Here is a 12,731-nt window from a genome sequence, read left to right as displayed (position 1 = left end):
TCCATGGCTGCGGGTCCGGTGCTGCGTGACATCACGGGCTTGATATCGGCTTTCACCGGATGCGCCTACCGTTTCCCGCCGCATGCCCCTGTATTGACTTGAGAAGGGATTTGACAGGGCGCGCCTGTGGTGGCATGGGCGCGCGCTCTTGTTTGCAGCCCATGGATTCATACGAAGGGCCCGACACACTCATGGCCAAGCCTGAACTCGGCACCAAACGGGTCTGCGTTGCATGCGGCACGCGGTTCTATGACCTGACCAAGTCGCCCGCGATCTGCCCGAAATGCGGCACCGAACAGCCGATTGAACAGCCGCGTCCGCGCCGCACCGGCGGCAACGTGGTGGAAGACAAGCGTCCGAAGAAAGTCACCCCGGCGCCGGAGGACGTGGACGTGGAGGTCGAAGGCGTCGAGGACGTCGAGGAAGAGGACGTGCTGGAATCCACCGACGACCTGGAAGACGACGCTGACGCCATCGGCGGCGACATCGAGGTCGAGACCGACCAGGACGAGAACGAGCGGTAAGACCGGTCGCCCGGCGTCCTGGTGGGTGCGGGTCGGCACGGACGGTCCCACCCGTCATGGCGGGCGCAGGGCCGCCATCCACGCCTTTGTCTGGTGCAGCACCGTAAGGCGTGGATGGCCGGCCTGCGCCGGTCATGACGCAGAAGGCGCGTCACGCCCGCCCCCTTATGCCCGCCCCGTGGCGCGCAGCCAGAGCATCAGCAGTGCGTCATAGGGCAGGGCAGGGGCCTCGCGCAGGCGCCAGTACCAGCGTAGCGATTGCCGCGTCGCCGCCGGGACCGGTGGCGGCGGGCAGGCGTGTGCCCTGATCCCGGCAAGACGCAGCAGCGTCAGGCAGCGCGGCAGGTGATAGGCGCTGGTGCAGGCGTACACCGGCGGCACGGGGTGCAGGCCGCGGATGATGCGGGTCACCGCGCGCACCGACGACAGCGTGTCGGTGCCGGTTTCCTCGCGGATGATGGCGGTGTCCGCGAAGCCCAGGTCGCGCAGCTGGCGGGCCATGACGGCGGCCTCGGCGTCGCCGTAGCGGCCCTTGGCGCCGGTCGGGATGAACAGCGGATTACGGAACCGATGGGCAAACCGCGCTGCTGCGTTAACCCGGTGGTGCAGCGTATGGCTCGGCGTGCCGTCCGGCCGCACCGCGGCGCCGAAGATGACGATGACGGCGTCGGCGGCGCCGGGGACCTGCGGGTTGACTTTCATCCGGAGCGTTTCTCATGCTGGCCGCGGCAGCGTGCCTTGGGTCTCGCTGTAAAGCGCGTTCAACGGCGAGGGGGAAGCGGCAATGTCCAGGCGCATCGCGATCATTGGCGCGGGAGCTGTCGGCGGCTATGCCGGCGCGCACATGGCGGCGGCGGGGCACGACGTCACGCTGATCGATCCCTGGCCGGAACACGTCGCGCGGATGCAGGCGCACGGGCTGGAGATCCACGGCATGACGCCGCAGGAGCGGATGACGGTGCCGGTGAACGCCATGCACGTCACCGAGGTGCAGGGACTGGCGAAGCAGAAGCCGGTCGACATCGCGTTCGTTGCGGTCAAGTCATATGATACCGCTTGGGCGACGCTGCTGATCGGCCAGTACCTGTCGGCCTCCGGCTGCGTGATTTCAATGCAGAATTGCATCAATGAGGAGGTGGTGGCCGGCATCGTCGGCTGGGGCCGCACGCTGGGCTGCATCGTGACCGGCGGCGTCGGCGTCGACCTGTACCAGCCCGGGCATATACGCCGCGGCTATACCAAACGTCCCGACATCACGTCATTCTACGTCGGCGAGCCCAGCGGGCGGATCACGAAACGGGCCGAGGAAATCGCCGCTATCCTGTCCAGCGTCGATGCATCGAAGCCGACCGGCAATTTGTGGGGCGAGCGCTGGACCAAGCTGTGCGTCAACGGCATGCGCAACGGCGTCTCGGCGGCGACGGGCCTGGGCGGCAACGCGCGCGACAACCACGCCGCGGTGCGCCGCATCTGCATCCAACTGGGCGGCGAGGCGGTGCGCGTCGGCCAGAAGCTGGGCTACAAGCTGGGCAACGTCGGCGCGCTGCCGCCCGAGACGCTGGCCCGGGCGATGGAGGGCGACGCGAGCGCCTATGCCGCGGTCGAGCGGCTGATGACCGAGGGCGGGGCGGGCCAGGCCGAACGGGCCGACTACCAGCGTCCGTCGATGGCGCAGGACATGGAGAAGGGCCGCCGCACCGAGATCGAGGCGATGAACGGCTTCATCGCCGGCGAGGGCGCGCGTGTCGGGGTGGCGGCGCCGACGCACGCGATGCTGACGCGGCAGGTGCTGCGGGTGGAGCGCGGCGAAATCCCGCCGCGGCCGGAGAACGTGCTGGTGAACAGCCAGTCATGAGACGGCCAATGCCGTGCCACGCGTCCTGGAGCGGAGCGCAGGTTGGTTGGGCCGGGCAGCGTCGCTGGCGGCGGCGCATCCCTCACCGTCGTGGCCGGGCGTGTCCCCATACGCACAGGATAAGACGACGGCCGGAGAAGGATTTGGCGCCGCGGCCGTTCTCTCACCGTCATGGCCGGGCGTGACCCGGCCATCTGCGCTTCAACGGCGGGGGGTGGATGGCCGGGACACGTCCTACGCAATGCACACATCCTGGAAACGAGTCGGAAATGACCGTAAAATCAAGTGCTTGCCTGGGCGCCAAGAGCGTTCCCCCATCGTCATGGCCCGGCTTGTCCGGGCCACCTGTCGCGGCACACGTGCTGGAATAGGTGGCCCGGACAAGCCGGGCCATGACGAAAGGGAAACGCAGCGGCGGACCGTTTCCGAGATCTGTGCATCCCGTAGGGACACGCCCGGCCATGACGGGAACGGCGGCCGGTGCGTCTCAACCCACCTGAGGTTTGCTGTGAGCAGTGATTGAACACAATGCCCCGTTTCCAGGGGTTTTTCGGGCACGCCATGTGCGCGCTTGCCGCAAAGCTTTGGCTACCCGGGATCCGGAAGCCATGGCGCATGCCGGGCCCCTGATATCAGCCGCTACCCGCCCCGCAACCTTCCAGCCACTGCAACAACGCTTCCCGGAACGGCAGCACGCTTTTGTAATTCAGGATCTCCGCGGGCAGCGCCCGCACCGCCGAGGCCAAAGCTGCCGCACGTTCGGGACCGTCAATGATACGGGCCAGCGGATACACATGCACACGGATGCCGAACAGCACGGCACCGGTATGCGGCAGCCGCCGCACCGTCTGCCGCTCCACCCGCAGGAACACGTGGCTGCCGGCATTCTCTACAGTGATGGCCGCACCGCCATCGACCCGCCATTTGCCGCCCGGCTGGAACAGCGCCGGATCCTCCAACAGCGACCAGTTCAGCCGTGACGCGAGGCGTCCCGGCTTCAGGTGCCGCATGAACCGGTCCACCGCCGCGGCCAGCCGATCGGCGTAGAACGGGACGGGACCGTGCACGGCGGCGAGCGGCTTGCCGATTTTCTCCATCAGCCGCCAGCGACTGGGGAAACAGAGCACCGCGGCGGTGAACATCGGTCCCTGGCCGGTGTCCTGGATCAGGCACCAGTCCTCCTGGCACAGCCGCCCGGCCAGTTCCAGCGGATCGAGCGCGCGGCTGTCCCAGCCCTCGTTGGTCAGGTGGTTGCGGATCACCTGGCCGTCGCGGCTGATCCAGTCCGGATGATGCGTCGTCAGGGCCGTGACAATCGTCTCCAGCGCCTCGGGCCGCGCCGCGTCGGAGGCGGGCAAGGCGGCGAAGACGTCACCATGCGCCTCAGCCAGCAGGCGTCGGCGTTCCGCCATCTCCGGCAGGTAGCGGTCGTCCAGCTCCAACCATGCCGCTTCCAGGATCGAGACCAGGTCCATGCCCATCCGGTAGGATCCTGGCTCGAACGGCAGGTACAGCGCTTCCTCGGGCAGTGCGCGCATGGCTCAGCCGGCCAGGAAGGCGTGGATCGCCGCGATCCGCGCCGGATCGAGCGGCGCCGGGTCGTGTCCCGTCTCCGGTACCACGAACATCCGGGCGCCGGAGGCTTCCATGCGCGCGCCCGTCTCGCCGATGGGCATGTCGCCGGTCTCGCCACGGATCACCATGCGCGGTACGCGGATGCGGTCCCATAGCGGCCACATGTCCATATCCATCGGGTCCTGCCCGCGCATCGGCCCGGCGATGCGGGAGCGCATTTTCGTATCAGTCCAATTTTCGTATCAGCCCAATTTTCGTATCAGTCCAATTTTCGTATCAGCCCAATTTTCGTATCAGCCCGGGGGAAGATGAGCCAACACCCGCAACCGGCACAAGGGGGAACAAACTATGAAAGTTACGATAGAGAGGACACGGATACGGCGCACTTTTCGGTATGCGGTCCGTGGCCTGTTCCGCTCTCGCGGACCGGCGGGAAATCGCTGACGCGTCATGGCTGCCAAGGATGGTGGTGCTGCTGGACAGGATTGAACTGTCGACCTCTCCCTTACCAAGGGAGTGCTCTACCACTGAGCTACAGCAGCGCCGGCGCGTTGCGTGGGGCCGTTACCTAGCCGCTTGGTCTCCCGGGCGCAAGCCTGTTTCCGCATCCCTTTCGATGCCGCATCCCCCGCCGTCGCACGGGCTTCCACGGCCGCGGTTGGCCGCGCGCCTGGAACGTCGTCATCCGGCGGGAAGCCCGGCGATTCGGCCGCGTCCTCCATGGCAGCCCGCACGGCTTGCCAGCCGCCCGTCTTGTGCCCAGGCTTCCGGCATCGGGAGGAGACAAAGATGTCCGGGACACCTGCCATCCTGCGCAACCACATGAAGGAGAAACTGGCCCGCGGCGAGGTCGTCGCGTCGATGACGGTCCGCCTCGCCCGCTCGATCGAGATCGCGCAGATCGCGCTGACGGCCGGATTCGACACGCTGTACGTGGACCTGGAGCACAACACGCTGTCGATCGACATGTGCTGCCAGATCTGTATCGCCGCGCAGTCCATCGGCATCACGCCGCTGGTGCGGGTGCCGGCGAACACGCCGGACCATATTGGCCGCGTGCTGGATGGCGGCGCGATGGGGGTGATCACGCCGCATGTCCGCTCCGCCGCCGAGGCACGGGCGGTGGTGGACCTCGTGAAATTCCCGCCGCTGGGCCAGCGATCCGCCGGCGGCGTCCTGTCGCACTACCAGTACCGCAGCTTCCCGGCGGAGGCGACCAACGCCGCGATGAACGAGGCGACGTCGGTGGTGGTGATGCTGGAGACGGTCGCCGCGCTGGAGTCGGTGGAGGCGATCATCGCCGTCGACGGCGTGGACATGCTGCTCGTCGGCAGCAACGACCTGTGCGCCGAGATGGGGATCACCGGCCAGTTCGACCATCCCGGGCTGAAGGACGCCTTCGCCCGCGCCATCGCCGCGGCGCGGGCCGTCGGCAAGCATGTCGGCGTCGGCGGCCTGGCGGCGCGCGATGACCTGATGACGCAGTTCGTGCAAATGGGCGCGCGGTATGTTTCAACCGGAACCGATCTCTCGTTCCTGCTGACGGCATGTGCGCAGCGGGCGCGCTTCGTGAAGGAGATCGCGGTCTGACGACGCGGCGATGCCGTGTTTGGCGAGCAGCGCCTTGCCGTCCGCCTCGATCAGCAGCATGTCAGAACGTTCCCAGGCCCAGGATGCCGTCGGCCGGGTCCAGGTCGCCGACGATCTTGCGGCCGATCAGGTCTCGTAATGTTTCGGTTGCGCCACCGCCGATGGAGCCGTAGCGGGCGCCGCGGTACAGCCGGGAAACCGGATATTCGTCGGTGAAGCCGAAGCCGCCGTGCAGTTGCACCGCCTCGCTGGTCACCCGCACCGACATTTCGTTGCAGAACACCTTCGCCGCCGCCGCCATGAACGGATCGGGGAACGGAGCGGCGGTCAGGCAGGCACGATACAGGATGCCGCGCCCGGCCTCGATGTCCTTGAACATGTCGGCCAGTTTCCACCGCACGCCCTGGAAGTCGGCAATCGGCCTGTTGAACACGGTGCGGTCCCGCACATAGGTCACCGCCTCGTCGAACGCTCCCTCCGCCAGTCCCAGCGAGATCGCCGGGTTCAGGCATCGTTGCGTGTTGAACGCGGTCAGCAGCTTGCGGAATCCGTCCTCGCGGATGACCAGGTTCTCCAGCGGCAGCTCGCAGTCGTCGAACTGGATCTCGTGCAGGTTCTCCCCGCCCATGGTGTGGTAGGTGCCGGTCACCGCGAAGCCCGGCGTACCGGGCTCGAGCAGCACGCAGCCGATGCCTTCCCGCCCGGGTTTGCCGTCGACGCGGGTGAACACGACGAACATGCCGGCCTCGGGCGCCCGGCTGATCAGGGTCTTCGTTCCTTTCAGAATCACCCGGTCGCCGGCGATCCGGGCGTTGGTGCGGTAGTTGGCGACGTCCGTGCCGGCGTGCGGCTCGGTCATGCAGATCGCCAGCATGCAGTCGCCGCTGACCACGCGCGGCAGGATACGCTCGCGGATCGAGGCGGGTGCATAACGGGCAATCACCCGGGTCTGCACGCCGGCCTCGCCCATCACCGCCATGGCGGTGACGTAGTCGACCTTGGCGATCTCCTCCAGAATCAGCGCGGTATCCAGGATCGGCAGCCCGAGCCCGCCGTATTCCTCGGGCACCGACATGCCCAGCACGCCGATGGCGGCGAGCTTCTGCATGTTTTCCCAGGGGAAGGTGCCGTCCATCCAGCGCATCGCCCGGGGCTTGAACTCGGTCTGCGCCAGGTCGCGCACTGAGGCGATCATCTCCCGCTGCTGCGCGCTGATCCGGAAGTCCATGATGGTGTTCCCTTGCCCTGTGGCGGCGAGTGTAGCCAGCCCCGCCGCCGGTGCAACGGCGCGGCGGCCCCTTCACGAAGCCGCAGCGGCGGGTCCGTTCCGGGTCATTTTTATTGCTGATAATAACAAAAAAAGAAAAACGGATTGCATCAGCAACTGTTCCAACGCCGTCAGGTGCCGGGTGCCTGTCCTTCCTTCTTCGGTGCCACGGACGGCAGCAGATTCGCCATGATGCAAAAATTTACGGAAATAATGTTGCAAACCATCGACATCACGGGCTACTCAAACCCTGTCAGGGACATGTTCCTGAGAGCATTTTAGACATTATCCAATATAATTCGCTTACCGTAAGGCTATTAGATGCTGACCGTACTTGTGGTGGAAGACGAAGCGTCGATCGCAGAACTGCTCCAGGATGCCCTGGAGAGCGACGGATACGGGGTCGTCGGCGTTGCCCGGACGCTTGACGACGCTGTAATGCTGGTGGAACAGAACACGCCGGATGTCGCGATCGTCGACGTCGGGTTGGCGGACGGCGATTCAGGCACCGATCTCCGCGCCAGGCTTGATGAAACGACCTGCCCGAGAATCCTGTTCTCCACCGGCAACGGCAGCGACGAGGACCTGATCGGCTCGTCCGGCGATGCCGTGATCACCAAGCCCTATCGGCTGGACGACGTCGGACAGGCGCTGCGGATCATCGATGAGATCGCCAGGCATGGACGGACGGATCTGGCGTTTCCCGCCAAATTCCGCCTGCTGGCAACAGAGACCGCCTAGACCCTGCCAGGTTCACGCATCGCCGAAGCGATCCACTATGGCCGTGGCTCACTACCGTCGTGCCCTGGCTTGTATGCATAGGCGCCATGGATCCCATAGGCGCTGACTTAGGCGGCCAGGGGCACGGCGATCAACGCACAGCCACCGCGGCCGCAGGCGGCCCGAATCCCTTCTCCGCGTGCTCTGCGCGCCGCTCTGCGGTCTCTGCGTTGCAAAAATGCGGTGCCGCCACAAAGAGCGGCGTTGCCGGTGAGTCGCCCGGCCATCAACGCCGATGGCGCCCCGGCCACCGCTTTCCAACGCAGAGACCGCAGAGCGGCGCGCAGAGCACGCAGAGCCGATTGTGTTGCGGCCTGCGGTCGCGATGGCTCAAACGCGACCGGGCTGTTCCTGTTGCAACGCGCGGCCTGGCATTCAGGACAATGCGGGCCGAAGCTATAAGACAGGGGCATCCGTTGCCATATCGTCATCCCGGGCCAACGCCCGGCATGACGCTGAGGGGCCGGCGCGGACGTGTCAGAACTTCAGGCGTCTGGCAATTATTCCGTCTCGATCCGGATCAGCGTCGGTTCTTCCATCACCGTCGGCAGCCGGCCGATGCGCTCCACCGCCTCGCGCATGGCGCTTTCCTTCGTCTCGTGCGTCACCAGCACCACCGGCACCGCCTCGCCCGGGCTGCGCCCCCGTTGCAGCATCGACTCGAGCGAGATGCCAAGGTCACGCAGCACCGCGGTGACGTCGGCGATCACGCCCGGCCGATCGACGACCATCAGGCGCATGTAATAGGGCCCGACGTGGCTGCTCATGGGCACCGACGGCGCGGTGGACAGTTCCGAGGCCGAGGCGCCCCAGACCGGGGTGAACCGGTTGCGCGCGATGTCGATCAGGTCCGCCACGATCGCCGACGCCGTCGGCCCGGCCCCGGCGCCGCGGCCTTGCAGCATCACCCGGCCGACGAAATCGCCCTCGGCCACCACGGCGTTGAACACGCCGTCGACCCGCGCGATCGGCACCGTCTGCGGCACCATGCACGGGTGCACGCGCGCCTCGATCCCGGCTTCCGTCTGCCGCGCGATGCCCAGCAGCTTGATGCGGTAGCCAAGCTCGTTGGCGAAGGCGATATCCACGGCCGAGATCCGGCGGATGCCCTCGACATGCACCTGGTCGAACGCCACCGGCCGGCCGAACGCCAACGCCGCCAGGATCGCCAGCTTGTGCGCCGCGTCGATGCCGTCGATGTCGAAGCTGGGGTCCGCCTCGGCGTAGCCAAGCTTCTGCGCATCCGCCAGCACCTCGGCGAATTCCCGCCCGCGCTCGCGCATCTGCGTCAGGATGTAATTGCAGGTGCCGTTCAGGATGCCGGCGACGGCGCTGACGTGGTTGCCGGCCAGCCCCTCGCGCAGCGCCTTGATCACCGGGATGCCGCCGGCCACCGCCGCCTCGAACGCCAGCGCCACGCCGCGCTCCTCGGCCGAGGCAGCCAGCGCGGCACCGTGCACCGCCAGCAGCGCCTTGTTCGCCGTCACCAGCGCCTTGCCGGCGGCGAAGGTCGCCTCGGCCAGCGCCAGCGCCACGCCCTCCGACCCGCCGATGAGTTCCACCACCACGTCCACGGCGGGGTCCGCCGCCAGGGCGACCGGATCGTCGTACCAGCGCAGCCCGGCGGTCGGGACGCCGCGATCCTTGTTACGATCGCGCGCGGACACGGCGGTCACGGCAATCGGCCGGCCGGCGCGCGCGGCGATGATGTCGGCGTTGTCGCGCAGCATCATCAGAACGCCGCCGCCCACGGTGCCGAGACCGGCGATGGCGACGGAAAGGGGTCGGGTCATGGGTGCGGCTCCGCCACGGTGGTTCAGCGAGGCGGTGTCATCCGCAATCCGGCATGCGGGGTCAAGAGCGGAACGTCTGTCCAGCACCTGCCGCAGCGTTGTCCGTGCCGCCGGAGCGGCGCTGGCCGGACACGGCCCAGGACCCGGGCAGGTTCCCTGTCCGGGGCTGTTCAGGCCGGTTCAGGCGTTCGGATCGACACCGAACTCCTTGTACATCACCTCCTGTGCCGCCTTGAACTCGGCCACGGTGAACGCGAAGCCCTGTTCCTTGATGAAAGCCCAATTGGCGGCCTCGTCCTCACTGTTGTCGTTCAGCGTCTTGCGGAAGGCCGGGTCGGCGCGAATGCGGCGGATATAGGCGACGGCGGATTCGACAGACATGGTGGCTCTCCCCGTGCTCAGGCCGCGGGCGAACGTTGCACCAGTTCGATCTGGTGGCCGTCCGGATCCTCGATGAAGGCAACGATGCTGTCGCCGTGGCGCTGGGCGCGCGGCGGCCGGGGCATTTTCACGCCGGCGGCGGCCAGGCGGTCGCACAGGGCGGTGATGCCCGTGACCGCGATGGCAACATGACCAAAGGAATCGCCCGCGACATAAGGGCCTTCGTGGGCCCAGTTGGCCACCAGTTCCAGCGTCATCTGCTCGAAACCGTCGCCATAGCCGACATAGGCCTGGGAGAACTGGTTCTTCTTGTGATCGCGCTGTTCGAGCACCCGCATGCCGAGTTGCCCGATGTAGAACGCCAGCGAACGTTCCAGATCCGTGACCCGCAGCATGGCGTGCAGCAGGCGAAACTGCGAGGCATCGACCGGGACGCCGCTATGATCAACGTTCTTCGCCGCAAACGTCATCGCCAGCGCGGTTTCGATCGGCTTGCCCGCCAGCATGTCGGATGCCTCGATGCCAACGGTGGCGAGCTGCGCCTGTGGATTGGGGCCGATCTTCGCAACCAGCAGCACGCTGCAGTCGGCCAGCATGCGCATGGCGGTCTGGCGCGGGTCCTCGTCCTCGCCCTGGGCGTGTTCGGCAATGACCCGACGGCCCAGCGGCGTTGCGCCGTCCCCGATGACGTCGAACACCAGGAACGAGTCAGCGTGGCCGAAATGCTGGTCGACGCGCATGTCGTCGCGGCTGGCGACGGCGATGCGCAAGGTGGCCGTTTGCGGCCTTTCAATCTTGTCGATGGACATGGGGCGTTCTCCGGGAAGAAACGGGACCGATAGACCGGCTGCCTGTCGCAACCGCCGTGCCAGCGCCTCCGGCCGGCCCGGGGCCGCGCCAGGCCCCGGTTTTGCCGCGGGAAAATCCGGTCCGCACCATCCCGCGCACCGGCAGGTACGCTCGGCGGCGGATTCGTACTGATCGGAACACTGTGACTGGCGTTCCGCTGGGGCGTTCCGCTGGGACGTTCCCTGGCCGGTTGACCCACGAAGCGGTCCCGGACAGCACATGCGCCGTATTTTGCGCGCCCGGCCGGCACTTGGCACGCGGCGTGCGTAAGCGTCCCTGCTCACTGCTCAACACAAGCAACAGACGCCGTCCGGCCCTGTTGCGGCGAAGGAGAACCCGCCATGCCCATGGTGCTTCTGGAATGCGACAAGGACATCCCGGAACGGGAAAAGCATATCTACCTGAAAGTCGACGGGGAGGACACGCGCGACTTCCTGCCGATCTCCAACGCGCCGACCATTCCGGGAACGTTATCGGAACGTGGTTGCGCGTTCTGCGGCGCCAAGCTGGTCATCGGTGGTGTCCTGAAGGACACCATCCAGATGATCCACGGCCCCATCGGCTGCGCCTATGACACCTGGCACACCAAGCGGTATCCGACCGACAACGGCCACTTCCCCCTGAAGTACGTGTGGTCCACCGACATGAAGGAAAGCCACATCGTCTTCGGCGGCGAGAAGCGGCTGGAGAAGTCGATCAACGAAGCGTTCGACGAAATGCCTGACGTCAAGCGCATGATCGTCTACACAACCTGCCCGACCGCGCTTATCGGCGACGACATCAAGGCGGTGACCAGGAAAGTCATGAGCGAGCGTCCGGACGTCGACATCTTCACCGTCGAATGCCCCGGTTTCGCCGGCGTGTCGCAGTCGAAGGGCCACCACGTGCTCAACATCGGCTGGATCAACGAAAAAGTCGGCGGGGTGGAGCCGAAGATCACCAGCGAGTACACCATCAACTTCATTGGCGACTACAACATCCAGGGCGACACCTGGGTGCTCGACCAGTACTGGAAGGCGCTCGGCATCCAGGTCATTTCGCATTTCACCGGCAACGGCACGTACGACGACCTGCGCTGCATGCACCGCGCCCAGCTGAGCGTCGTCAACTGCGCGCGGTCCGCCGGCTACATCGCCAATGAGCTGAAGAAACAATACGGCATCCCCCGCCTGGACATCGACTCCTGGGGTTTCAACTACATGGCCGAGGCGATCCGCAAGGTCTGCGCCTTCTTCGGCATCGAGGACCGCGGCGAGGCGCTGATCGCCGAGGAATACGGCAAGTGGAAGGGCAAGCTCGACTGGTACAAGGAACGCCTGCAGGGCGCCAAGATGGCGATCTGGACCGGTGGCCCGCGCCTGTGGCACTGGACCAAGTCGGTGGAAGATGACCTGGGCGTCCAGGTCGTTGCAATGTCCTCGAAGTTCGGCCACCAGGAAGACTTCGAAAAGGTCATCGCCCGCGGCCAGACCGGCACGTACTACATCGACGACGGCAACGAGCTGGAATTCTTCGAGATCATCGACCGCGTCCGTCCCGACGTGATTTTCACCGGGCCGCGCGTCGGCGAACTGGTGAAGAAGCTGCACATCCCCTACATCAACGGCCACGCCTACCACAACGGCCCGTACATGGGGTTCGAGGGCTTCGTCAACCTGGCCCGCGACATGTACAACGCCATCAACAATCCGCTACTGAAACTTGCCGCGACCGACATCCGCCAGGACACGACCTTCTACCGCGAGGCCGCAGAATGACCACCGAAAACCTCGCCGGGAAGGCCGAGCAACTCTACAACTACGTGCAGGAGCGCTGCCTGTGGCAGTTCTTCTCCCGCACCTGGGATCGGCAGGAGAACATCGACGGCATCCTGCATGCCACGGGGGAACTGCTGTGCGGCAAGCAACCGCCGCGGCACACGCCGATGGAAAAGCTGTTCTACTCGGACGCCGTCATCATGGCTGCCGACTTCAGGCAGCGCTTCCCCTGGATCGAGGCGGAACAGCCGAGCCACATCCATGAACTGATGCAGGCGGTGAAGGAAAAGGTGACGGAAATCGCCGTCACCAAATCCCTGAACCACGAACTCAACCACTCGCTGTACTAGGATCCGATCG

Annotated in this window: 13 protein-coding genes and 1 tRNA gene; 6 read left to right on the top strand and 8 right to left on the bottom strand. The window is 66.2% G+C overall.

Annotated features, from left to right (window positions below; translation table 11 throughout):
* The first annotated feature begins 191 nt into the window (after positions 1 to 191).
* Entirely contained in the window at positions 192 to 524 is a 333-nt protein-coding gene (locus CCS01_RS03265; protein WP_104517398.1) for a TIGR02300 family protein, read from the top strand.
* 165 nt (positions 525 to 689) lie between these two features.
* Here CCS01_RS03265 and CCS01_RS03260 read toward each other — a convergent pair whose 3' ends face one another.
* Entirely contained in the window at positions 690 to 1,226 is a 537-nt protein-coding gene (locus CCS01_RS03260) for a YdcF family protein (RefSeq protein ID WP_104517397.1), read from the bottom strand.
* Positions 1,227 to 1,308: 82 nt separating this feature from the next.
* On the opposite strand from CCS01_RS03260, the gene CCS01_RS03255 reads away from it, so the two are divergent.
* Entirely contained in the window at positions 1,309 to 2,379 is a 1,071-nt protein-coding gene (locus CCS01_RS03255) for a ketopantoate reductase family protein (protein WP_104517396.1), read from the top strand.
* 632 nt (positions 2,380 to 3,011) lie between these two features.
* Here the strand turns inward: CCS01_RS03255 and CCS01_RS03250 are convergent.
* From CCS01_RS03250 to CCS01_RS03240, 3 genes are all read right to left on the bottom strand, one after another.
* Complete coding sequence (locus CCS01_RS03250; RefSeq protein ID WP_104517395.1) at positions 3,012 to 3,917, bottom strand: heme-dependent oxidative N-demethylase family protein; 906 nt, start codon at positions 3,915 to 3,917, stop codon at positions 3,012 to 3,014.
* A 3-nt stretch (positions 3,918 to 3,920) separates the two neighbouring features.
* Complete coding sequence (locus CCS01_RS03245; protein WP_104517394.1) at positions 3,921 to 4,172, bottom strand: alpha/beta fold hydrolase; 252 nt, start codon at positions 4,170 to 4,172, stop codon at positions 3,921 to 3,923.
* 249 nt (positions 4,173 to 4,421) lie between these two features.
* Positions 4,422 to 4,496: transfer RNA gene (locus CCS01_RS03240), tRNA-Thr, on the bottom strand.
* A 247-nt stretch (positions 4,497 to 4,743) separates the two neighbouring features.
* Between CCS01_RS03240 and CCS01_RS03235 the strand changes: the two genes are divergently transcribed.
* Complete coding sequence (locus CCS01_RS03235) at positions 4,744 to 5,544, top strand: HpcH/HpaI aldolase family protein (RefSeq protein WP_104517393.1); 801 nt, start codon at positions 4,744 to 4,746, stop codon at positions 5,542 to 5,544.
* Positions 5,545 to 5,605: 61 nt separating this feature from the next.
* On the opposite strand, the gene CCS01_RS03230 is transcribed toward CCS01_RS03235, so the two are convergent.
* Entirely contained in the window at positions 5,606 to 6,772 is a 1,167-nt protein-coding gene (locus CCS01_RS03230; protein ID WP_104517392.1) for an acyl-CoA dehydrogenase family protein, read from the bottom strand.
* Positions 6,773 to 7,132: 360 nt separating this feature from the next.
* Here CCS01_RS03230 and CCS01_RS03225 point away from each other — a divergent pair, with 360 nt between their 5' ends.
* Positions 7,133 to 7,552: a response regulator gene (locus CCS01_RS03225; RefSeq protein WP_104517391.1), complete on the top strand. Its 420-nt coding sequence runs from the start codon at positions 7,133 to 7,135 to the stop codon at positions 7,550 to 7,552.
* 539 nt (positions 7,553 to 8,091) lie between these two features.
* Here the strand turns inward: CCS01_RS03225 and CCS01_RS03220 are convergent.
* From CCS01_RS03220 to CCS01_RS03210, 3 genes are all read right to left on the bottom strand, one after another.
* Complete coding sequence (locus tag CCS01_RS03220; protein WP_104517390.1) at positions 8,092 to 9,384, bottom strand: homoserine dehydrogenase; 1,293 nt, start codon at positions 9,382 to 9,384, stop codon at positions 8,092 to 8,094.
* Between the two features lie 180 nt (positions 9,385 to 9,564).
* Positions 9,565 to 9,765 (bottom strand): Nif11-like leader peptide family natural product precursor, encoded by a 201-nt coding sequence (locus CCS01_RS03215; RefSeq protein WP_104517389.1) that lies wholly within the window; start codon positions 9,763 to 9,765, stop codon positions 9,565 to 9,567.
* 17 nt (positions 9,766 to 9,782) lie between these two features.
* Positions 9,783 to 10,574, bottom strand: coding sequence for a VOC family protein (locus CCS01_RS03210; RefSeq protein WP_104517388.1), 792 nt, complete (start codon positions 10,572 to 10,574; stop codon positions 9,783 to 9,785).
* A 381-nt stretch (positions 10,575 to 10,955) separates the two neighbouring features.
* Between CCS01_RS03210 and vnfD the strand changes: the two genes are divergently transcribed.
* Entirely contained in the window at positions 10,956 to 12,371 is a 1,416-nt protein-coding gene (gene vnfD / locus CCS01_RS03205; protein WP_104517387.1) for a nitrogenase vanadium-iron protein, alpha chain, read from the top strand.
* Complete coding sequence (vnfG, locus tag CCS01_RS03200; RefSeq protein ID WP_104517386.1) at positions 12,368 to 12,721, top strand: V-containing nitrogenase subunit delta; 354 nt, start codon at positions 12,368 to 12,370, stop codon at positions 12,719 to 12,721. The genes vnfD and vnfG overlap by 4 nt, the downstream gene beginning before the upstream one ends.
* Positions 12,722 to 12,731: the final 10 nt, after the last annotated feature.

This window comes from Rhodopila globiformis, assembly GCF_002937115.1.
Lineage (GTDB): Bacteria > Pseudomonadota > Alphaproteobacteria > Acetobacterales > Acetobacteraceae > Rhodopila > Rhodopila globiformis.
The sequence above is the reverse complement of the archived record's forward strand: the minus strand, read 5'-3'. Positions and strand labels throughout refer to the sequence as shown.